This window comes from Brevibacillus sp. FSL L8-0520, assembly GCF_037963895.1.
GTDB lineage: Bacteria > Bacillota > Bacilli > Brevibacillales > Brevibacillaceae > Brevibacillus > Brevibacillus borstelensis.
The window spans coordinates 2,552,832-2,574,261 of sequence record NZ_CP150171.1; the positions used below are offsets into that span (position 1 = coordinate 2,552,832).

The 21,430-nt window shown below is 51.0% G+C and carries 18 protein-coding genes and 4 tRNA genes; 20 read left to right on the forward strand and 2 right to left on the reverse strand.

Translation table 11 applies throughout. The features are described from left to right. Position 1 precedes the first annotated feature (1 nt). From NSQ24_RS12735 to NSQ24_RS12795, 13 genes are all read left to right on the forward strand, one after another. Positions 2–871 carry an energy-coupling factor transporter ATPase gene (locus NSQ24_RS12735; protein ID WP_031933288.1) on the forward strand — a complete coding sequence of 290 codons (870 nt, stop codon included), beginning with the start codon at positions 2–4 and terminating at the stop codon, positions 869–871. After that, positions 868–1,728 (forward strand): energy-coupling factor transporter ATPase, encoded by an 861-nt coding sequence (locus tag NSQ24_RS12740; RefSeq protein WP_031933289.1) that lies wholly within the window; start codon positions 868–870, stop codon positions 1,726–1,728. The genes NSQ24_RS12735 and NSQ24_RS12740 overlap by 4 nt, the downstream gene beginning before the upstream one ends. Positions 1,729–1,743: 15 nt before the next feature. Next, positions 1,744–2,580 (forward strand): energy-coupling factor transporter transmembrane component T, encoded by an 837-nt coding sequence (locus tag NSQ24_RS12745; protein WP_003386968.1) that lies wholly within the window; start codon positions 1,744–1,746, stop codon positions 2,578–2,580. A gap of 125 nt (positions 2,581–2,705) precedes the next feature. Then, positions 2,706–3,266 (forward strand): ECF transporter S component, encoded by a 561-nt coding sequence (locus tag NSQ24_RS12750; protein WP_003386967.1) that lies wholly within the window; start codon positions 2,706–2,708, stop codon positions 3,264–3,266. Then, a complete protein-coding gene (locus NSQ24_RS12755; protein WP_024985044.1) occupies positions 3,266–4,225 on the forward strand; it encodes a P1 family peptidase in 960 nt (319 codons plus the stop codon). Before NSQ24_RS12750 ends, NSQ24_RS12755 begins: the two co-directional genes overlap by 1 nt. A gap of 23 nt (positions 4,226–4,248) precedes the next feature. Beyond that, positions 4,249–5,466 carry a M20 family metallopeptidase gene (locus tag NSQ24_RS12760; protein WP_035989219.1) on the forward strand — a complete coding sequence of 406 codons (1,218 nt, stop codon included), beginning with the start codon at positions 4,249–4,251 and terminating at the stop codon, positions 5,464–5,466. A gap of 165 nt (positions 5,467–5,631) precedes the next feature. After that, a complete protein-coding gene (locus NSQ24_RS12765; RefSeq protein WP_339167936.1) occupies positions 5,632–7,413 on the forward strand; it encodes a M3 family oligoendopeptidase in 1,782 nt (593 codons plus the stop codon). 127 nt (positions 7,414–7,540) lie between these two features. Beyond that, positions 7,541–7,780, forward strand: coding sequence for a hypothetical protein (locus NSQ24_RS12770; protein WP_003386963.1), 240 nt, complete (start codon positions 7,541–7,543; stop codon positions 7,778–7,780). Positions 7,781–8,099: 319 nt separating this feature from the next. Then, positions 8,100–10,319, forward strand: coding sequence for a hypothetical protein (locus NSQ24_RS12775; protein WP_327985841.1), 2,220 nt, complete (start codon positions 8,100–8,102; stop codon positions 10,317–10,319). 26 nt (positions 10,320–10,345) lie between these two features. Next, entirely contained in the window at positions 10,346–11,509 is a 1,164-nt protein-coding gene (locus NSQ24_RS12780; RefSeq protein ID WP_024985046.1) for a HEAT repeat domain-containing protein, read from the forward strand. A gap of 19 nt (positions 11,510–11,528) precedes the next feature. Beyond that, the gene (locus NSQ24_RS12785) at positions 11,529–12,944 is read left to right on the forward strand and encodes a glycosyltransferase (protein WP_024985047.1); all 1,416 of its coding nucleotides are present in this window, start codon (positions 11,529–11,531) and stop codon (positions 12,942–12,944) included. A gap of 24 nt (positions 12,945–12,968) precedes the next feature. After that, on the forward strand, positions 12,969–13,793 hold the full coding sequence (locus NSQ24_RS12790) for a response regulator (protein WP_003386957.1): 825 nt from the start codon (positions 12,969–12,971) through the stop codon (positions 13,791–13,793). Positions 13,794–13,818: 25 nt separating this feature from the next. Further along, positions 13,819–15,177 (forward strand): nucleotide sugar dehydrogenase, encoded by a 1,359-nt coding sequence (locus NSQ24_RS12795; RefSeq protein ID WP_003386956.1) that lies wholly within the window; start codon positions 13,819–13,821, stop codon positions 15,175–15,177. Positions 15,178–15,400: 223 nt separating this feature from the next. Here the strand turns inward: NSQ24_RS12795 and NSQ24_RS12800 are convergent, their stop codons facing one another. Continuing rightward, a complete protein-coding gene (locus NSQ24_RS12800; RefSeq protein ID WP_003386954.1) occupies positions 15,401–15,955 on the reverse strand; it encodes an XRE family transcriptional regulator in 555 nt (184 codons plus the stop codon). Positions 15,956–16,063: 108 nt separating this feature from the next. On the opposite strand from NSQ24_RS12800, the gene NSQ24_RS12805 reads away from it, so the two are divergent. Further along, on the forward strand, positions 16,064–16,645 hold the full coding sequence (locus tag NSQ24_RS12805) for a LysE family transporter (RefSeq protein ID WP_003386953.1): 582 nt from the start codon (positions 16,064–16,066) through the stop codon (positions 16,643–16,645). A 137-nt stretch (positions 16,646–16,782) separates the two neighbouring features. Here NSQ24_RS12805 and NSQ24_RS12810 read toward each other — a convergent pair whose 3' ends face one another. Continuing rightward, a complete protein-coding gene (locus NSQ24_RS12810) occupies positions 16,783–17,706 on the reverse strand; it encodes a C40 family peptidase (protein WP_243014010.1) in 924 nt (307 codons plus the stop codon). Positions 17,707–17,887: 181 nt separating this feature from the next. Here NSQ24_RS12810 and NSQ24_RS12815 point away from each other — a divergent pair. The 6 genes from NSQ24_RS12815 to NSQ24_RS12840 all read left to right on the forward strand — a co-directional run bounded on the left by NSQ24_RS12815 (position 17,888) and on the right by NSQ24_RS12840 (position 21,415). After that, positions 17,888–17,964: transfer RNA gene (locus tag NSQ24_RS12815), tRNA-Asp, on the forward strand. 62 nt (positions 17,965–18,026) lie between these two features. Further along, a tRNA-Thr gene (locus NSQ24_RS12820) sits at positions 18,027–18,102 on the forward strand. 19 nt (positions 18,103–18,121) lie between these two features. Then, positions 18,122–18,205, forward strand: a tRNA-Leu gene (locus NSQ24_RS12825). 321 nt (positions 18,206–18,526) lie between these two features. Beyond that, on the forward strand, positions 18,527–19,444 hold the full coding sequence (locus NSQ24_RS12830) for an NAD(P)/FAD-dependent oxidoreductase (protein ID WP_039071136.1): 918 nt from the start codon (positions 18,527–18,529) through the stop codon (positions 19,442–19,444). A gap of 715 nt (positions 19,445–20,159) precedes the next feature. Next, positions 20,160–20,246, forward strand: a tRNA-Leu gene (locus tag NSQ24_RS12835). Positions 20,247–20,473: 227 nt separating this feature from the next. After that, positions 20,474–21,415, forward strand: coding sequence for an aminoglycoside phosphotransferase family protein (locus NSQ24_RS12840; protein WP_339167940.1), 942 nt, complete (start codon positions 20,474–20,476; stop codon positions 21,413–21,415). Positions 21,416–21,430: the final 15 nt, after the last annotated feature.

The following is a 21,430-nucleotide window of genomic DNA, read 5'->3' on the forward strand; positions in this document are numbered from 1 at the left end:
CGTGTCGAAGGAAGCAATCATTCGTGTAGAGAACGTCTCGTTTTCCTATCAAATGAATCAGGAACAGGCCATCCCTGTATTGCATGGCGTCTCTTTTGAGGTGTATTCGGGGGAGTATTTGGCGATCATCGGCCATAACGGGTCGGGCAAATCCACGATTTCCAAGCATTTGAACGGCATTTTGACACCGAGTGAGGGAGATGTCTGGGTACACGGGATCAATACGCGGGAAAAAGCACGCATTCACGAGATTCGCAGCCGGGTCGGAATGGTTTTTCAGCACCCTGACAACCAGATCGTCGCGACGATTGTGGAGGATGATGTGGCGTTCGGCCTGGAAAATATCGGCGTCGCTCCGGCTGAGATGAAGGAACGGGTTGATTTTGCTCTGGAAGCGGTTGGGATGAGTGCGTTTCGACACCGCCCTCCCCATCATTTGTCAGGGGGCCAGAAGCAGCGGGTGGCCATTGCCGGCATATTGGCGATGAAGCCGCAGTGCCTCGTCATGGATGAGGCGACGAGCATGCTCGACAGCTACGGAAGACAGGAAATTCTGGGGGTTGTCCGCAAGCTGCACAGGCAAGGAATGACGATCGTAACGGTTACTCACCATATGTCAGAGGTAGCGGAAGCGGATCGAGTGCTCGTCATGGAGGGCGGGCAGATCGTGATGGAAGGCACTCCCCGTGAGGTATTCGCCCATCAGGAGCGGCTGCAGGAGCTTCATCTGGACGTCCCGGATGCCAGCAGAATCGCCCATCTGGTCCATAGGCAGCATCCCGCTTTTTCCTCTTCGCTCATCCACAACCATGAGATCGTCGAGGAAGTAAAGCGGTTGCACATCAGAACGGCGGAGGCGAGCGGATCTTGAAACAGCCCATCCTGGTTACCGAACATCTGTCACATGTGTACATGCAGGGAACGCCGATGGAACACCGGGCTCTGGATGACGTCAGCATTCAGATTGATCGAGGGGAATGCATCGCGATCATCGGGCATACCGGGTCCGGCAAATCGACATTGATTCAGCACTTCAACGGTTTGATGCGTCCTCAGTCAGGGTCGGTGGTCATAAACGGCATGAACGTCTCCGATCCAAAACTGGACGTAAAAGCTCTGCGCAGGCAAGTCGGACTCGTCTTTCAAAATCCGGAAGACCAAATTTTCGAAAAGCTGGTCGGCGACGATGTTGCCTACGGTCCGTTTAAAATGGGGCTGCCGATCGAAGAGGTCCGGCGGCGCGTCGAGTGGGCGATGGAGCTGGTAGGCCTCTCTTTTGAAGAGATGAAAGACCGCCCGACCTTTGCCCTCAGCGGCGGTCAGAAGAGAAAGGTCGCTTTGGCCGGCGTACTGTCTCTCCAGCCCAAAATACTCGTGCTGGATGAACCGACTGCAGGCTTGGACCCGCGTTCCCGAAATGAGCTGCTGGAGAGGATCAAACGGCTGAACACAGAGGAGCGCCTTACGGTTATTTTTGTTTCCCACAATATGGAGGAAGTGGCCCATCTGGCGGATCGTGTCTATGTGATGGCAAATGGGCGAGCGGTCTGCGAAGGCACCCCGCGGTCTATTTTCAGCAATCAGGAGCTTCTCCACACGCATCATATCGGGACACCCGAGAGTGTCGATATTTTGTATCGGCTTCGTGCAGAAGGCTATCAGGTCGACCCGGGAGCATACTCGGTGGACGAGGCAGCAGACCAGATCGCCCATCTGATCGGGCGATGAGAGGAGGGGAGCAGGATGTCAGCAGAATTTGAACTGACGCGCAATATAACGATCGGCCAGTACCTTCCCACGGGTTCAGTCATCCATCGTCTCGATCCCAGATACAAAGTGACAGCGTTTGTCATCATGATCTTGGCGATCGCGGTGTGCAATACGTATCTCGGCAACCTGTTTGCGCTTGCGGTTTGCCTGGTCATGTTTCGGCTTTCCCATATTCCGCTTCACTACGGGATCTCCGGGGTCAAGCCAGCGGTGCCATTCATCATTATTCTGGCGATCATGCAGCTGCTGTTTTACGGTGAAATAGCCCGTGGAGGGACCATTTACTTCCAATACGGCTTTGTCACCATATCCAGCGAGGTCATCCGGCTGGTCGTCGTTTCCGCGATGCGCTTTGTGGAAGTCATTTTTCTGTCCAGCGTGCTTACACTGAGCACCTCGACGACTGAGCTGACCCATGGGATGGAGCGGCTTTTGGGGCCGCTGGAGAAGGTGAAATTCCCCGTGCATGCGTTCGCTTTGATCATCACCATCGCGATCCGCTTCGTCCCTACCTTTGCGATGGAAATGGAAAAGATGATGAAAGCGCAAGCCTCCAGAGGAGCCGATTTTGGCACAGGCGAGTGGTGGAGGATCGTGAAACGGACAAAAGATATGTTTCCGATTATCATCCCGCTCTTTAACGTCGCTCTTTCCCGGGCAGAAGACCTGATTCTCGCTATGGAAGCGCGTTGCTATACGCCTGGTGCCGCTCGTACTCGCTATGCCCATTACCGAGCGACACCAAAGGACTTTGCGGCGGTCGGGATCTGTATGATTCTCGCTATTGTCATGCTCATCATTCCGTGGTGAGGAACAAATCGGGCTGGCCCGTCTTCTGCGGGTAAAGTGCGCGGGGGATCGGGTTTCGGTCTGCTGCGACGGGAGTCCTCCCTACCGGGGAATCCAATAAAAAAGCGAACGAAGGAGGAGAAAGCATGGAAAAAGGGTTGACGGTGCGAAAGATTGTCATCGCTGGTGTGCTCGGAGCCATCGCAATTCTGCTCGGAGTCACCCGTCTCGGCTTTATCCCTGTGCCCACGGCAGCCGGGAATGCGACGATCCTGCACATTCCGGCGATTATCGGCGGAATCATGGAGGGCTGGGGCGTTGGTCTCATCATTGGCCTTATTTTTGGTGTCTCTTCATTTTTAAACGCAACTGTCCCTCTGTTCAAAGATCCGCTGGTAGCGATACTGCCTCGCCTGTTCATCGGCGTGGTCGCGTACTTCACCTACGTGGGCTTGCGGCAATTCAACCAGTATGCAGCGATTGGCGTCGCCGGCTTTGTCGGTTCCATGACCAATACGATCCTCGTCCTGGTCATGGCGGTCATCCGCGGCTACATGCCGGCGGGGGTGGCAGCGACTGTCGCCGTGACCAGCGGGATTCCAGAGGCCATTGTTTCCGTTATCGTGACATTGGCCGTCGTAGTTGCATGGAAAAAGATTGGCTCCTCGGGCAAACAGAAGTCAAAAATTTCTGGAGATTTCAAGTGATGAACGGAACGATTACAGATGTCCCCGGCATTCTCGTCGGGCACGCGGAAGATACCGAAGCATTGACAGGCTGCACGGTTATTTTGGCAGAACGTCCTGCCGTTTGCGGGGTGGATGTCCGGGGCTCAGCTCCGGGCACCCGCGAAACCGATTTGCTTGACCCGATTAACCTCGTAAACAGCGTGCATGCGATTTGTCTGTCAGGAGGAAGCGCCTACGGTCTGGATGCGGCAAGCGGTGTGATGCAGTACCTGGAGGAGAAGGGAGTGGGACTGGACACAGGCTTTGGGCTTGTGCCGATTGTCCCTGCGGCCGTCTTGTTTGATCTCTCTGTCGGAAACCCGCGGATCAGGCCAACACGGGAGATGGGATATTTGGCTGCTTCTCGGGCGAGCCGGCAGCTTGTCCCGGAAGGAAACGTCGGTGCTGGAACAGGGGCCACTGTCGGCAAGCTGAATGGCTTTGCCCATGCGATGAAAAGCGGAATCGGCTCTGCTTCTCGCAAATATCCAGGGGGACTTTTGATCGGTGCGATAGTCGCTGTAAATGCAGTTGGCCATGTCCAAGAGCCGGATACAGGACGTATTCTGGCCGGACCTCGGGATGAGGACGGAACGATTCTGAGCAGCCTCGATGTCATGCAGAAACAAGCTTTTTCCCTCATACCCCCGGGCACGAATACGACGATCGGGGTCGTCGCCAGCAATGCCATCCTTACGAAAGCGGAAGCAAACAAAATCGCGCAAATGGCACATGACGGGCTGGCCCGCACCATTTGTCCCATCCACACCATGTACGACGGGGATACGCTGTTCGCGATGGGGACCGGTCAAATAGAAGCATCTGCAGATGTGATCGGAGCTCTTTCGGCCGAGATACTGGCTGAGGCAGTCATTCGTGCTGTCAGAGCGGCAAAGCCTGCAGGCGGACTGCCTTCATGCGATTCGATCAAAAGCTAACATCGGAAAGGGGCGTAATCATGATGAATCAAGTCATATCGAGTGTCGATGAAAAAGAAGTGGTGCGCTTGACACAGGATTTGATCCGCATCCCCAGCGTCTATCGACCCGGGCAGGCAGATGGCAATGAAGAGCGGGTCGCCCAGTTTGTGGCTGATTATTTGCGGCAGATGGGACTTCAGGTTTTTTATGAGGAAGTGGTGCCGGGACGGCCCAATGTCATTGCCTTTTATGACTCCGGCCGTCCGGGCAAAACGCTCCTCTTTGAAGCTCACACGGATGTCGTTACCGAAGGAGACCGCGATGCCTGGAGCTATGATCCGTTTGGGGGCCATATTTCGGGCAACCGCATCTACGGCCGGGGCTCATGTGATACAAAAGGCAATCTGGCGGCGGCCATTTGCGCCGTAAAGGCCATCCAGCGATCGGAGCTGCCGTTTTACGGAAAAATCCTGCTCTGCATTCCTTGTGACGAAGAAGGAATGATGATCGGCATCAAGGATTTCATTCGCAGGGGATGGGCCAAGGGCGTAGATGCCGCGATCATTTGCGAGCCGGAGGAAAATCAGTTGTGCATTACCCAGAAGGGCGCCATGCGAGCGATCCTCCGTACCTATGGGAAAATGGCTCACGGTGCTATGCCGCTGACTGGCATCAATCCGAACACGCGGATGGCCAGAGCCATCGTGGCTCTGGAGGAGCTGGAAAGAAAGGAAATGGCTCGGTTGGGAAATCATCCAATGTTAGGATGGCCCAGCATCACGCCGACGATTCTGCAGGCTCCCGTCAGGGGAGAAGCGCAGATCAACGTCGTCCCGGACCAATGCATGACGACACTGGATATCCGTACCGTCCCGGGACAGGACCATCAAGCCCTGCGGCAGGAAATGAATCAAATACTGGAGCAGCTTGCCCGTGAGGACGACCGCTTCAAAGCGACGTTGGAGGTCATCGAAGAAAGGCCATGGACGCTGACTCCGATGGATGCCGAGGTCGTGACAGCGGTCAGCGAGGCATATCGGGAGCTAACGCGAAAGGAGCCGGTGTACAACGGCGTTCCCGGCGCGACCGATGGCACCTTTCTGCACCAGGCGGGAATTCCGATCCTGACTACCGGTGCTGGGGATCGCCACATCCCGCATCATGCCGATGAATACGTGGATATTGATCAGCTGGTCGAATCGACACAGTTATTCGCCTTGTCCGCGCTAATGTTTCTAAAACAGCCCGTCAATGCGTGAATGGCGATACAGCGGGACACGAACCTTGCTTCTTTTCAAGAGCAAGGTTTTCTTGCGACTGCAGAAGGAGCGGATCGAAAAAATATATTGGTAAAACTTGCTCTCTCCATAAGATTTTTTTTACAATAGAAAGAAGGCTGACCAAGATAAAGGGGGCACGTCCGCATGGATATGCGTTGGAATCTGGACGTATTGTATACGTCTTTCGAAGCACCTGAATTAAAACAAGACTGGGAGAAGCTTTCTGCGGCCATCGAAGAGCTGCAGAAATGGGCAAAGCAAAACCTGCAATCGCAGGCCGACGCAGTCGAGAAAATGGAAGCGTACATAACCAAGCTGACCTCAATCCTGCAGACACAGTCCCGTCTTTACGGCTTCGCCGAGCTGACGGCAAGCGTAGATGCGAAAAATGAAAAGGCGTTGCAGCTCGTGGAACGGATTCAGGATCAAGCTGTCGAGCTCGTGGAGCCTGGCGTTCTCTTTCAAAAGTGGCTGGGTGGACTCGAACAGTTGGATATGTTGATCGCGAAATCACCTCTGCTTGAAACCCATCGTTATTTCCTTACTGAAACGGTAGAGAAGAGCAAATATTTGCTAAGTGAAAAAGAAGAAATCATTCTGGCCAAAATGAAAAACACAGGCTCCAATGCCTGGGCAAAACTGCAGGAGATGCTCACCTCTACCCTTTTGGTCGAGATTACGGTCGATGGCGAACAAAAACAGCTGCCTCTGCCAGTCGTCCGCAATATGGCCTTTGAAAAAGATCCGGAGCTGCGGAAAAAGGCTTACGAGGCGGAGCTTGCCGCTTATAAAAAAATTGAGGAATCATCCGCTGCCAGCTTGAACGGAATCAAAGGAGAAGTGATCACCATAACCAAGCTGCGCGGCTATGAGTCTGCGCTGGATAAGACGCTGCAGGACTCCCGCATGGACAAAGAAACGCTGGATGCGATGCTGACGGCGATGCGCGAAAGTTTGCCTGCGTTTCACAAATACTATCGGGCAAAAGCCAAGCTGCTGGGGCATGAAAACGGACTTCCGTTTTATGATATGTTCGCGCCGGTAGGAGAAGCTGACATGCGATTTACGTATCAGGAAGCGCGCGACTTCATCGTTAAGCATTTTGGCAGTTTCAGCGAAAAGCTGGCACAGTACGCGGCGAGGGCCTTTGACAACCGCTGGATTGATGCAGAGACAAGAGAAGGAAAGCGCGGCGGAGCATTCTGCTACAACCTTCACGTCGTCAAAGAGAGCCGTATCATGTCCAATTTTACGGGAAGCTACAACGACGTCAGCACGCTCGCCCATGAGCTGGGCCACGGCTATCACGGGGAATGTCTCGTTGGCGAGGCCTTCCTCAACAGTGATTATCCGATGCCGATTGCAGAGACGGCATCCATCTTCTGCGAAACGATTATCGCCAAGGCCGCATTGGAACAGGCATCCGAGGAAGAAGCATTTGCGATCCTGGAAAACGACCTTTCCGGAGCAGGTCAGGTCATCGTCGACATTTACAGCCGGTACCTGTTTGAGTCCGAACTGTTTAAACGGCGCGAGGACGGTTCCCTCTCTGTAAACGAGCTGAAGGCAATAATGCTTCAAGCGCAAAAAGACGCTTATGGGGACGGGTTGGACCACGAAGTGCTGCATCCGTATATGTGGGTGTGCAAGCCTCACTATTACTATGGCGACTACAATTTCTACAACTTCCCATACGCATTCGGCCTCTTGTTTGCGAAAGGGCTGTACGCCGAGTATCGCAAGCGCGGGCAGTCGTTCGTCCAACAGTACGACGAGCTTTTGGCCGTTACCGGCAAAAAGAAAATCGCGGATGTGGCAGCGATCATGGATGTCGATGTGCGTTCCGTTGATTTTTGGCGCGGTTCGCTGCAATTGATTGCCGAGGATATTGACCACTTTGTCAGCCTGGCTGCATCCCGGCGTTAAATATGTACGATAGACAAAGAAGAGCCTGATGGATCGGGTTCTTCTTTTTTTGTATAGGGTTGGCGCTGTCAGGAGAGCATAAGAGAAGCAACGGGAATCATCAAAGAATTGGCGACGAGGTGATACTGTGTTGAACGGATTGCAGTTGTTGGACATGTTACGGGAAACGGAAAACAAAATGCTGCATTTACATAGAGCAATCGACCGAGTAAGCAGCGAACCGGACTTTAAAGAGACGGTCAGTGTGTTGACGGTTGTAGTGCGCGATTATCAGATGCAGCTGGACAAAATGAAGCATGCGCTGCGCAACATTGAAATCAGCCATCAACAAAATCAAAACGGACAGCATGAAAACACGCAGCACTAGATATGAAATGCCTTCCAATCGGATATGGGAGGCATTTTTTTTTGGGAGCAACCTACCATTTTTTTGAAGGGATCAGGACCCATTTTTTCATCCGCTGGTATGGAAAGCTGTGCGTTTTTTCCGAACTCTTCTGATCATGTTGCAGGACTCTCCACATAAAAAACGTGGGAAGATGGGTACAAATATGCCGTTTGATTACATTTTCATGACAAAGGTCAGCAAAAGGAAGCAGGTACCCAGTGACTATGGTCGGTGGCGATATTCTTGCTTATAATGACCGACAAGCGTGTCTGACAATAACAGGAATGGAGCAATCGAAATGGGGAAGACAGTGATTCGCAAACGGATCGGGTGGCTCTTTCTCACGGTTTTTGCGGGCTTGTTATGCGCGTACTTTATTTATGGGAATCCGACCCTCGCCCGTGTCGAAACATTGAAAACAGAGGAAGGCTACAGCCTGAAATTCCGTACGAACCAAGATCAGTTTCAGGTGTACGAGAAAGGAACATGGAAGCCTTACTTTGTAAAAGGGATCAATATGGGAGCATCGCTGCCCGGTCATTACCCGGGAGAGCTGCCGATCCAGAAAGCAGATTACCTTCGTTGGTTCGGAATGATACACGAACTGGGTGTGAAGGCGGTCCGTATTTACACGATCCATCAGCCTGTCTTTTATGAAGCGCTTGTCGAATTTAATCAAAAGCATGCGGAAGACCCCCTCTATTTAATCCAGGGGATCTGGTCTCCCGAAGAAGCGCTGATTGAAAAAAAAGACGCGTTTTTGCCGGAAATACGCAAGGAATTTCGCGATGAAATCGAAGCGGCTGTTGGTGCTGTATACGGAGATGCGACGATACCAGAGCGAAAGGGGAAGGCGAGCGGGACCTATACAGCGAATGCGGGTCAGTATCTATTGGCCTGGCATATCGGAACAGAGTGGGACCCCGAAATGGTAAAGAACACCAACCGGATTCGAAAGGAAGAGCCGCGCTATCAAGGAAAGCATTTTCAAGCGACAGAGAAAGCAGCTCCCTTTGAATACTGGCTGGCAGAAATGCTCGACTATACAGCCGAACTTGAATCCAGACACGGCTGGCAGCATCCGGTAACCTTCACCAATTGGGTGACGACAGATCCGCTGGAGCATCCGGGAGAGCCGATGATTCACGAAGACATGGTAAGTGTTGATCCGACACATATCGAGTCCGTAGGGTGGGAAGCCGGGTATTTCGCAGCCTATCATGTCTATCCGTACTATCCTGATCTCTTCCGGTACGATGACACTTTGAAAAATGTTCGCAATGAAAAAGGAGAGATCGATACATACAAAGCGTATCTGCGAAAGCTGAAGGCACATCATCCGAATATACCGGTGATGGTAACCGAGTTTGGCGTCCCCTCTTCAGTGGGAGTCGCACATCTGGGAACACTTGGCCGAGACCAAGGCGGACATGATGAACGAGAGCAGGGCCGGATCAATGGAGAGCTGCTGCACGAAATATCCGCAGAAGGATATTCGGGAGCGATCTTGTTTACGTGGCAGGATGAATGGTTTAAACGGACGTGGAATACGATGCGCTTTGAGATCCCGGAAGACAGCCGCGCCTATTGGAAAAATGAACTGACGAATGAATCGTTCTTTGGCTTATTGGCAATGGATGCCGGGTTGGAGAATGTGATCAAGATCGACGGGAACCCGGACGATTGGGACAAGCTGAAGGAAGGAGAAAAGGCAAAGCTGAATGGAGGTTTGGACGGCGTTCAGGAGATATGGGCTGCACATGATGAAGCATATGTCTACTTTCTGATCCATCTTGAGCAGGCGCTGCAGCCGGAGCGCGAAAGCTTGGTCATCGGAATCGATACGCTGCCGGGCGGCAACAGAAAAACAGCAGAGCTGCCAGGACTGCATCTGGATGAAGGGTTGGAAGCTTTCATCCGTTTGGGGACAGCCGAAGAAAGCGAGGTCAAAATCGCATCGAACTACGACTTTCACAAACGGCTGTACGGGAAGCGCTACGGCATGATTCCGTACACAGACGCCGAGCGAAAAGACGATTCGGGTTTGTTTGCAGTGTGGAAGCTGGCCGTCGGACTGGAAATGAGTCCGCCTGATACGAAAGGAACGCATCCTTTCGAGGATGTTGACGTCGGCCAGATGAAGCGGGGAACCAACGTCCCGGGAAAAGAAGGGTACAGTTCGCTCGCAAACTGGGAGGCGAGTGGCGAATGGGTGGAAGTTCGTGTCCCCTGGATGCTGCTCGGATATACCGATCCCAGCACCAAGCAGGTGATGAGTTACGAGGATAAGGGGAAAACCTTGACTTCGACGAAATCTGCCGGTATCCGCGCGATTGCGATGCGCCAGGACAAAACAAGCGGAAAGATTCAGGGGCTTTCAGCGGAGCAGATGATCAAGCTGACCGAAATCGGGCGCTATACATGGTCCGAATGGAGCTTGCCCCGGTACTCGGAACGGAAGAAAGAGAGCTTTTCCATCTATCAGAAAGCCTTGCAATCGATTCCTACTTACCGCTAGCAAGAGGAAGGAGAGTTGGCAGAGGGATGTTTCAGCATTTGCAAGCAGCGTATTTGTTTCTGATCGTTTCATCGGCGTTGATCGTTGCAGGGATCATTGTACTGCTTTGCCTGAAATACAGACATTTGTACGTGACCCGGGAAAAGCAGCGATTGGCAGCAAAGCACCAGGACTATATTGCCTATGTCCTTTCCCATTTGGATGAGAAACAGCCGTTGGAAGTGCCTGCCGTTCCACTGGGAAAACGGGATTTGCAGGTTCTGGAGGAAAAACTGATTGAAATCGCCGAGCGCGTAAAAGGCAAGCACCGCGAGCAACTGACAGCGCTTTTTGAAAAGCTGGGACTGCCCGAGCTGGAATTGGGACGCTTGAAACAGCTTCCCGGGCCGATGCGGACCGATGCTGCATACAAGCTGGGAGCGATGGGATATGAGAAAGCGACACCGGCGCTGTTTTCCATCCTTGAGGCAGAGAGTGACGAGGCTGGCCGGTACATCATCGCAAGGGCCATCGCCCGTTGTACCCGGAGTGTTTCCGACCTGCGCGTGATGGTGGAGAAAATGGTGGAGTCTTCTCCGGACTCTCCACGGCTGCTGGCGGAGGTGCTGGGGGATTCGCCGCTTGATGTTTTGCCTTTGCTGCGCGAGTGGATAAACAGCGGTGACTCCCGTTTGGCGCTTGTCGCAATGGCGGGCTTGCCGGCAGCGAATCTCGATGATCCGCTGGTTGACAGCCTCTGGAAGCTGCTCGAGGCGGAGGAGAAAGAGGTGAGGATCCAGGCAGTCCGACTGATTGTATCAGGTGAAAGAGTTTCAGCCGATCAGATCAACGTGCTCATGGCAAGCCCTGACTGGGAAGTTCGTGCGATTGTAGCGAAAGCGATGGGGGCTTGGCGGGAAGCGGATGATATCCCCGTCCTCCAGCAGGCGATGGATGATCAGAGTTGGTGGGTGAAATACCATGCCGCTCGCAGCCTGGTCAAAATGGGAGCGGAAGGCTTCCAAGCGTTGTGCGAAGTCGCTTCCCGAACCCCCCATAAGGAAACAGCAGATCTGGCGATGCAGCAGCTTCAGGAAGCCCTGCATGAGGATAGGACTGCAGGGCAAGGAATGCCCGGCTCTTATGAACGGGATCACAAGCTGACGATCTATCACTCCTATTTCAATCGCCAAAAGGAGCGAGCCATCTGATGATGGAAAAGGAGGAACTATGCGCGAGTTATTGCTTGGATACGGATTGTTTGCGATGTACTACGTCATCGTGGTCAATTCGATCTATCTTGTCATCAACATCTTTTCACACTTGAATATTTCCACGATTATTAAACGTGCTCGCTTTTCGAGGTTTCAATCACTTGCTGGCTCCAAAAGAGTACCGCCGGTCTCGATTTTGGTGCCGGCCTACAACGAAGAGCTGACGATTATCGAGAATGTTCGCTCTCTGTTGGCTTTGCAATATCCGGAGTATGAAGTCATCGTCATCAACGACGGCTCCAAAGATGACACGCTGAACGTCTTGATTCGCGAGTTTGGATTGAAGCGGCAAAGCCATGTATCTGTCCGAAGCGTGGTTCCTTCATCAGCGCCATCCGGTATTTACCACAATCCGCAATACCCGCAGTTGTATGTGATTGACAAAGAAAATGGCGGAAAGGCCGATTCGCTGAATGCAGGGATCAATCTTTCTCATTATCCGCTGATTGCCTCGATCGATGCGGACTCTCTTTTGGAGCGGGACGCTTTGATCAGGCTGGCGCAGGTGTACATGGAAAATCCGGAAGAGACGGTAGCGATCGGAGGGAATGTCCGGATTGCCAACGGCTGCCGGATCGAAGACGGAATGGTCAAGGAAGTGCGTCTTCCAGACAAAATCCTCCCGATGTTCCAAACAATCGAGTACATGAAAGCCTTTCTCGGCGGTCGCATTGGCTGGAGCTCGATTAATGGATTGATCATTGTCTCCGGGGCTTTCGGGCTCTTTCGCAAAGACTGCGTGATTGCTGTCGGGGGCTACCGGGAGGGGTACCCCGGCGAAGATATGAACATCATCATCAAGCTTCACAAATACATGCTGGAAAACAAAAAGAAATATCGCATCGCGTTTTGCCCGGATGCCGTCTGCTGGACGCAGGCTCCCGATAGCCTCCACATATTGGCGAGCCAGCGTAAAAGATGGGGGCGCGGAAATCTGAAAAACATGATTGAGTACCGGCATATGCTGTTTAATCCGAAGTACAAGATCATGGGCCTGTTGACCATGCCTTACAACGTCCTTTTCGAGACGCTGAACCCGTACTTTAAACTGACCGGATTTCTCGCCCTTGTCGGGTACAGCTTATACGATATGACACACGCCCATATCGTTTTGATATTCCTGGCGATCAACCTCTTGTACGGTTATTTGCTGACGATCAGCGGGATTTTGCTGGAGGAGTTTGCTTTTCGCCGATATACAAAGCCAAGCGATCTGATGAAGCTTCTCGGGTACGGGTTCCTGATGTTTTTCGGGTACTACCAGTTGGGGGCCATATGGCGTGTGCTGGGGCACATTGATTTTCTGCGGAACAACAACACCTGGGGCGTCATGACACGCCAAAGCTGGCAGGTAGAGACTCGCCAATCCTGACGTCCGAAGAGAGGAGTGGATCCGATGGAAAAGAAAGACAGACGTTATATGCGGCCACCTGGCATACCGGAAAAACTGGCGTATTTTATCCGGTATTATGAGGCAAGCGATCTGTCCTGCGGGATGATTGCGATTCGATGCCGACACAGTGGAGATTTGGAGTGGAAAGAGTTGCAGCAGTTTCTGGCAACGAAAGAGCCGAAACAAGCGGCGGAGCTGTTTTACGAACAGAGCTCCGGACGCCTCGTCATTTTGCTGGACGATGTGAGTTTGGCTCAAACGCATTACACCGCGCTGGCGATAAAGGAATATTTGCAAAGCAATGAACAATTGGCCGAGGGCATATGCGTAGCTTCCTATCCGGAAAGCGGTGATTCTATGGAAGCCATTTTATGGGAAATGACAGAGCGCTTGTACCAGACGGCTGCCATGCCTTCCGCTATCCAGGTAGTGAAAGGCCATGATCACAAATGGGAACGTCGTCCCCGCCTTCTCTTGGTCGAAAATGACCCTGTGATCCAGCAAATCTTGTCCGTTCGTCTGGCTCGGCACGGCTATGAAATCCATCTCGCCGAAAACGGTATGGAAGGGAAGGAAAAAGTCGAGCAGGTGCAGCCGGACCTGGTAATTACCGAACTGACACTTCCTGTCATGAATGGCTATCAACTGATTGACTGGCTGCAACAACAGCATGAAACGACGGAACGTTGCAAAATCATGGTATTGACGGACAGACGCCTGGAAGAGGATATGTCCCAGTGTTTTCGCCGAGGGGTTGCGGACTTTTTGACCAAACCGTTTTCCCCTGTCGAACTGGACTGGAGAATCAGGCGTTTGCTCGTTTCCTAGATACAAACAACCGGAGGGATGCCAGATGGATCGATTTACAGCACTTCAACAAAAAATCGAAGCAAAGACAGCGAAGGTAGGAGTCATTGGACTGGGGTATGTGGGACTTCCATTGGCAATTGAGATGGCCCGAAACGGATTTACCGTCTTCGGAATTGATCTGGACCTGAAAAAGATTGAAACCTTGCAGCGAGGGGAGTCCTACATACGCGATGTGCCAAATGATCCTGTCGACCAATTGGTCAAGGAAGGAAAATTCATCCCCACGACCGATTATCGGGTACTGAAGGAGCTGGATGCCATCAGCATCTGCGTTCCCACCCCGCTTAGTGAAAACCAAGATCCGGATACCTCGTACATTTCCCGCGTCGTCGATCAAATCAAGCATCATATCCAAAATGGGCCGTTGATCACGCTGGAGAGCACGACTTATCCGGGCACTACCGAAGAATTGATCCAGTGGGAACTGGAAAGGATGGGCTATCAGGTAGGGAATGACTTTTTCCTTTGCTTCTCGCCGGAGCGTGTAGACCCGGGGAACAGTCGTTTCTCTACCAAGAATACGCCCAAGGTCATTGGCGGGACGACGGAAAGATGCCTCGCACTCGGTGTTCAACTATATGGCAACTTCATTCATCAAATCGTCCCGGTATCATCGACCAAAGTAGCGGAAATGTCCAAGCTGTTGGAAAACACCTTCCGCAGTATCAACATCGCGTTTATAAATGAAATGGCCTTGATGTGCGAGCGAATGGGCATCGATGTATGGGAAGTGATCAAGGCGTCTTCCACCAAGCCGTTCGGATTTATGCCGTTTTACCCCGGACCGGGAATCGGCGGCCACTGCATCCCGCTCGACCCGATGTATTTGTCTTGGAAGGCGAAAGGATACCGCTTCTTTAGCAAATTCATCGATCTTGCCCAGTCGATCAACAACAGCATGCCAGATCATGTGGTCTACAAGACATCCGTGATTCTCAACATGTACGCAAAGTCGATCCGCAACTCAAAGGTATTGCTGCTCGGCATGGCTTATAAGCCTGATATCGACGATTTGCGCGAGTCGCCATCGCTGCAGGTGTATGAGTTGTTCAAAGAAGCCGGGGCACTCGTTGACTACTATGATCCTTATGCCAAGACATTCGTGGATCAGAGCGGGAAAGAGGTGAGGAGTGTAGCATACGACGCGAAAGCGTGGAGAAGCTATGACTGCATGGTCCTGTTGACCAATCACAGTGTCTTTAACTACCGGGAATTGGCGGAGATGGGAGTCGCGATACTGGATACGCGCAATGCGTTTGACGGCATACAAGCTCCGCATCTCTACAAGCTGGGCACTTCCGTAAAAACCATGCAAGCGCCTGAGGCCTCATTAGCGATTTAATAATAGGAAGGTCTTTCGTGACTTTCGGCTAGCAAGCTGAAGGTTGCGGAAGACCTTTTTCGTTGGGAGGCAGCAGGGGCATGAGCGGCACGCACCGTCTGCCTCTCCCTGCACACGGCACGGCGCTGCGTGGCGGTAGTCGGACCACACCTGCTTGGGAGTCGGCCCCGGTACGACAAGATTATACAAATGGTGAAAACGACCGCTCATTTGAAGCGGTTTTTTAAGCAGGGTAATAGATGATCATACTCATCCGTGTCATCGTTTCTCCGGTATTGCGGTAGGAATGCGGTCGATCGGCCTTGAATCGGATCGAATCACCGTTTTTCACCGTATATTCGATGTTGTTTACACATACAGTTACTTCCCCGTCAAAAACCGTTATAAATTCCTCAGTCCCGTCTCCGTGCGAATCCGATTGAAAGGAACCGCCTTTTTCGATTTCAACAGAATAAACTTCAAAGCGTTTATCCTCCTGGAAGGGAAAGTAGGGGTAAACGCGATACTTCCCATCGTCTTCAGATAATGTTTGAACCTCGCTCCGCAAGACCACTTTCGTATCGGGTTGCGGATGATTGATGAGGGAAGTGAAGGAGATCTTCAAGCCATTTGCGATTTTCCAGATCGTTGTAATCGTGGGGCTCGATTCGCCTCTTTCAATTTGACCGATCATTGTTTTGCTGACTCCAGTCAGTTCTCCGACCTTTTCAAGAGTCAGTTTCTTGCTTTCTCGGATGGCTTTTAAGTTTTTGGCAATGATCAGATTGATCTCTTCCATACACACACTCCTTATTTACAATATGACGTCCAATTTGTACAATATAAAGTAAACCGTTATAACGGTCGCTGTCGTCGTTATAACACATTCGGTAAAGGAGGTTCCCAGATGCCTTTCTTTTCATTATTGCTCTACGCTTTTGTTTCCAGCTTTACGCCAGGACCCAATAACATTATGGCAATGGTATTTGCCAATAAGTACGGTTTTAAGAAGACGCTGCGGTTTTGTTTCGGAGTTGGTTCAGGCTTTTTCATCATTATGTTACTGTGCAGTTACTTTGATCTCCTGCTGAAAAGCTTCATTCCGAAAATGGAATGGATCATGACGGTTTTAGGCGCAATCTACATGGTGTATTTGGCTATTAAATTGATTATCAGCAAACAGCATGAAAATGACAATAATGGGGACCAAAACAGCTTCATAACAGGCATGCTCTTGCAATTCGTCAATCCAAAAGCTATCTTGTACGGCATTACGATCGTTTCAACCTTCATTCTCCCGTATCACACTTCGAATCTCAGCTTGATCGGGTATTCCTTTTTTCTGGCGGTCATTGGTTTTATGGGTACGATCAGTTGGAGTGTGTTTGGTTCCGTTTTTCAAAGGTTCTTATCCAAGTACAGGAATCAGTTTCAGGTAGTTATGGCATTGTTATTGGTATTTACCGCTATTTCGATTCTTGTGCATTAAAGAAAAGAAAGAGAATTGATTCCAAAGAAAAAGGGACAGCTCTTCAGCTATCCCAAAAGGTGACTTACAGTTGGCCCACGAACGATGCCTAGCACGCTTGGAAGCTTTTCGATTCTTCCAGGCGGGCAGCTATCCTTCTACTCATCAGAGTAACGTTTGACCCCGAAGAACGGATAGAGCTTATGCATATTCGACAGCTTTTCGTAGCGGACGTCGTCGCCATTGGCATGAACGATCAGATCGTCGCCGAGATAAATGGCTACGTGGGATACGCGGCCTCTTCCCATGGTGTCGTAGAAGACGAGGTCACCAGGTAGAGCATCATCCAGTGAGACTGCCTGTCCGCCTTGAAATTGTTCTTCGGAGGTGCGAGGCAGGGTGATTCCCAGCTCTTTGAATACATAGGAAGTAAATCCGCTGCAGTCAAATCCGCTCGTCGTCGTTCCGCCCAATACGTAAGGGGTGTTCAACAGCGGTTCGAATGCTCGATACAACTCTTTGGTTGAGAATGAGCTTTTCTTGCGCTTTTTCGATTCTTCTTTAGAAGAGGATTCGGAAGAGGAGGACACCTCATCCAAATAATCGGTCGCAACAAATGATTCGTCTTGACCAAACGAAATCTTGGTCCATTCCGCTCCAGGGTCCAGGACATCTACGACCGCGCCCATTGGAAGCTTTCCGATCACTTCTGAATCGAGTGTAGGGGACTTGCGGACATTTACGATGTCACCGGTAATCCGTGCTTTTATCCCGGCCCCAATGCTAGATGACTTCCCTTGGGAAACGATATCGGCAGGAGCTTCGTTTACCGCCGACTCAGCAGCCGCATAAACAGGGGGAGTCGCTGTACCCGGCAAGGAAAGGCTTTGACCGATCGACAGCCGATCAGATGACAACTGATTTACTTGCATCAACTCTTGAACCGTTGTCTGATTCTCCCTGGCGATTTTCATCAGTGTGTCGCCCGCTTGAACCACATACACAGGGGAAGAAGCGTGGGCAGTCACTGGCATGAATGCGCAAACGGAGAGGATGGCGAGTATTCGTGTCGTTTTTTTCATAGAAGATCGTCTCCATTTTCTACATGATTCCGCATTGTGCTACATTAAATTGTAGCGAAAAATGGCTGGTAAATCTATGAAAACTTTTTTTGAAAAATCATAGAAATAGTTCTTGTTTTCTTTTTGAGGACATGCTATATTACAAGAGTCGCCGCTAGAAAGCGCGGTGCCATCGGAAAATGGAGCTGTGGTGAAGTTGGAGTTCACGCCGGTCTGTCACACCGGAGGTCGCGGGTTCGAGTCCCGTCAGCTCCGCCATTTTTACGAAGAAGCAACGAGTCTCTCGCCCGTAAACGGGTTCACCCTTTCAGCATGGACGTGCCGGTGTAGCTCAATTGGTAGAGCACCTGACTTGTAATCAGGGGGTTGTGGGTTCAAGTCCTATCGCCGGCACCACTTTACAACTTAATAGCTTGCGGTCGTGGCGGAATTGGCAGACGCGCTAGATTCAGGTTCTAGTGGTGGCAACACCGTGGAGGTTCAAGTCCTCTCGACCGCATCAACCAAGTAATGAAGAGCTCTTGAATTTGTCCTATGGACGATTCAGGAGCTTTTTGCATATGCGGGACTGATACGGGAACCCGTTTTGCCCTGCTCCTCGCAGAGACTACTAGCAGAGTACGGACCAAGTATGTTATTGCAAATTGGAGTCGAACTGTATATTATGGATATTGCGGGTCTGTAATAGTTATTATATGAAGTAGGGAGGAGGGGAAACATGCAGTTGCAAATAAGCATTGCAATCTCGATGCAGACAAGAAGCGATAAGCTTTTTGCATCTTAATTACGGATATTACAAATCCATAAAGGAGTGTTAATGGTGGGAAAACAACTGCTTGATGTAGCGATTATTGGCGGAGGTCCGGCTGGGTTGAATGCTGCCCTCATGCTTGGGAGAGCGAGAAAAAATGTGGCGGTGATCGATGAAGGCCATCCCCGCAATGCGGTGACTCGCGAGACCCACGGGTTTCTTACCCGTGACGGAATAAGTCCAGGTGAATTTCGGCGAATTGCGAAGGAGGAGATAAGCGCCTATCCGTCCGTGTCTTTCGTGGCGGATACGGCCGTTTCGATCACGGGATCAGATGGACATTTTCAAATTATGACAGAGCAAGGTAAGACTTTTGAAAGCAGAAAGGTGCTGTTTGCCATAGGAATGAAGGATCGGCCGCTGGACATTCCTGGACTAGCGGAAGTTTACGGAAAAAGCGCCTTCGTTTGCCCGTATTGCGATGGCTGGGAATTAAGCGACCAGCCGCTAGTCATCATTAACAAGGGGGCAGAGCTTATGCACTTCGCTCCATTGATTTCCGGATGGACGAATCGTTTTGCCATCTGCACGAACGGCCCCGATGAGCTGACGGATGCACAGCGCGAAGAGCTAAAGCGACATCAAGTCCCCCTATTTGACTCGCCGATTCAATCCATTGACTCCAGCGAAGGAATCGTCCGTCAAGTGGTTCTCGAAGACGGGACAACCATTCCGTGCAGGGGGATCTTTTTTAAACCGGTGCTGGTCGCGGGATCGGAGCTGCCGCGAACGATCGGATGCCGCATCACGGAAGCGGGTTCGGTCGTTGTCGACGAGTTCGGGAAAACGAATGTCCCGGGCGTCTATAGCGCCGGAGATGCGGCATCGCGGCTCTATCAGGCGATTGCTGCAGCTTCTATGGGCGCATTTGTCGCTGCGGCCATCAATAATGAATTGAATATGGAGGCTTGGAGGAGAAACGGCTGAAGTTTCTTGCGGCAGATTTCGTCAGGTATTCAGGTACGAGGGGAGTTTCCAAAGAAAAAGTTGACGGTAGATATTTTACCTGCGTTAAATGGTCCTTATTTTGCCGGGCTTTTAGATGAGTTTCTGTCTTGGCGATTCGTTTTTTGGCTGGTGCTTTCTTTCATTGGCTTGTCTGAAGTGCTGACGATTCCCGCATTTCGCAAATTTTCGGTGAGAGAAGAAAGCGGCCTCCAACAACGGCCGCAAAGAAGGATATGTGGTGCTCCTGGCCGATGGAACGTGTTTGCTGTTGACTGGACGCGGTTTTATAACCGATTGGAGAGGGATGGCGCTTGCAGCAAGTGGGAGTGCTGATCATGATACAGCCCTTGCGAAAGCTGCTCCCCGAGGGTACTTTCCGTGCAAGGAGAGGCATGCCCGCGACCATTGGCTCAAGTGGGTTGTTTGTCGCTTGCTATCATGCCACTGAAAGTAACGTTGCATTGGGTTTGTTGACAGGAATATTGCTGGCATTGTCTTTGCAATTGCTTTTTGTTCTCTTGTGCTTTGCGATTTCCTTTCACATCAAACAAAGGTGAAGACTAACGAGCCGGAGTCCTCCATATGACCTGGATGGAACAGTCCCCCTGCAAAGCGGCAACGGGGTGCCTTTCCCATTTTCCCAAAGTCCGCTTTACATCTCCATCGTCTGCGAATATAATAATTCTTGTCGCTTGCGGTCGTGGCGGAATTGGCAGACGCGCTAGATTCAGGTTCTAGTGGTGGCAACACCGTGGAGGTTCAAGTCCTCTCGACCGCACCATATGTAAACATAGGGCCCTTCAGATTCTTCTGAAGGGTTTTTTTTTGTCTGAATATATTGCTGAGAGGGAAAGGGAAATATACGATAAAATAACAATTGTAGATATCGTAACCGGAGGCTTAAAATAAACCATTTGTCATTGATTATCGATAAGCTGTAGATCTATTGCACAAGACTCAGCTTGGTGGACCCATCCACTGGAAACTACAAATGAATAGAGGGCTACTATGGACGAGATAAAAATAATCCTAAGAGAGCAGTATGGTATCGATTGCAAAAATGTTTCGCCGCAGCAGGGGGGATGGTCAGCGCTGGCCTACAAAGTGCTTGATGACCGGTGTACTTATTTCCTGAAGGTTTATGAAAAAAACAGAGCATCTACCTCCAAGTGGACAGCTCTCATTGATACGTACATGCCTGTCACCGTTTGGCTCCAGCAAAATAGCGGCTTGAAGGGGAAAATTCCTGTGCCGCTATTCACAACAAATGGCGATTATAAATACGAAAGTAAAGATGCCATCTATCTTCTTTTTCAATATATTGACGGAGAAACGATTGGCAATCGTGAGTTAAGCAGGGAGCAGGTTTGTCAGCTCGCGGAAATCGTTGCGGAGCTCCATTGGTATGGGGGAGAAATCCCTGTTCAAACAGAAGGACTCCGGGAAGTTTTTGAGGTTCCGTTTTTGCAGGAGCTGAGGAACGCATTGGATCACGATTGGAACAAGCTGTCAACGGATGTTGTGAAAATGATCGAACCAAAGATGGAACGTATCAAGAGCCTGTCCGATAGCATTCGCAGGCTGTCTGCAAGGTTGAAAAACAGTCATCCCAAACTGGCTCTATGCCATACCGATATCCACAATTGGAATTTGATGCTGGCCGAAGAGAAGCTGATTCTGATTGACTGGGAAGGGCTTACAGTGGCTCCCGTAGAAGCCGATCTGATGTTCCTGGTTGATCATCCGCATTTCGACACATTTTTAAGCATCTATCGGAAACGCCATAAAGACTATTCCTTTAACCCCGATGCCCTCCAGTTTTATCAGGAGAAACGGAAATTGGAAGACATGTGGGAATTTGTTCAGCAGCTTTTATTCGATGAGCAGGATGCCGGGGAGAGAGCCGAAACGATCAGCTTGTTGGCGAAAGAGTTAAAAACGCTCGTTTAGATCATATAAGTGCTG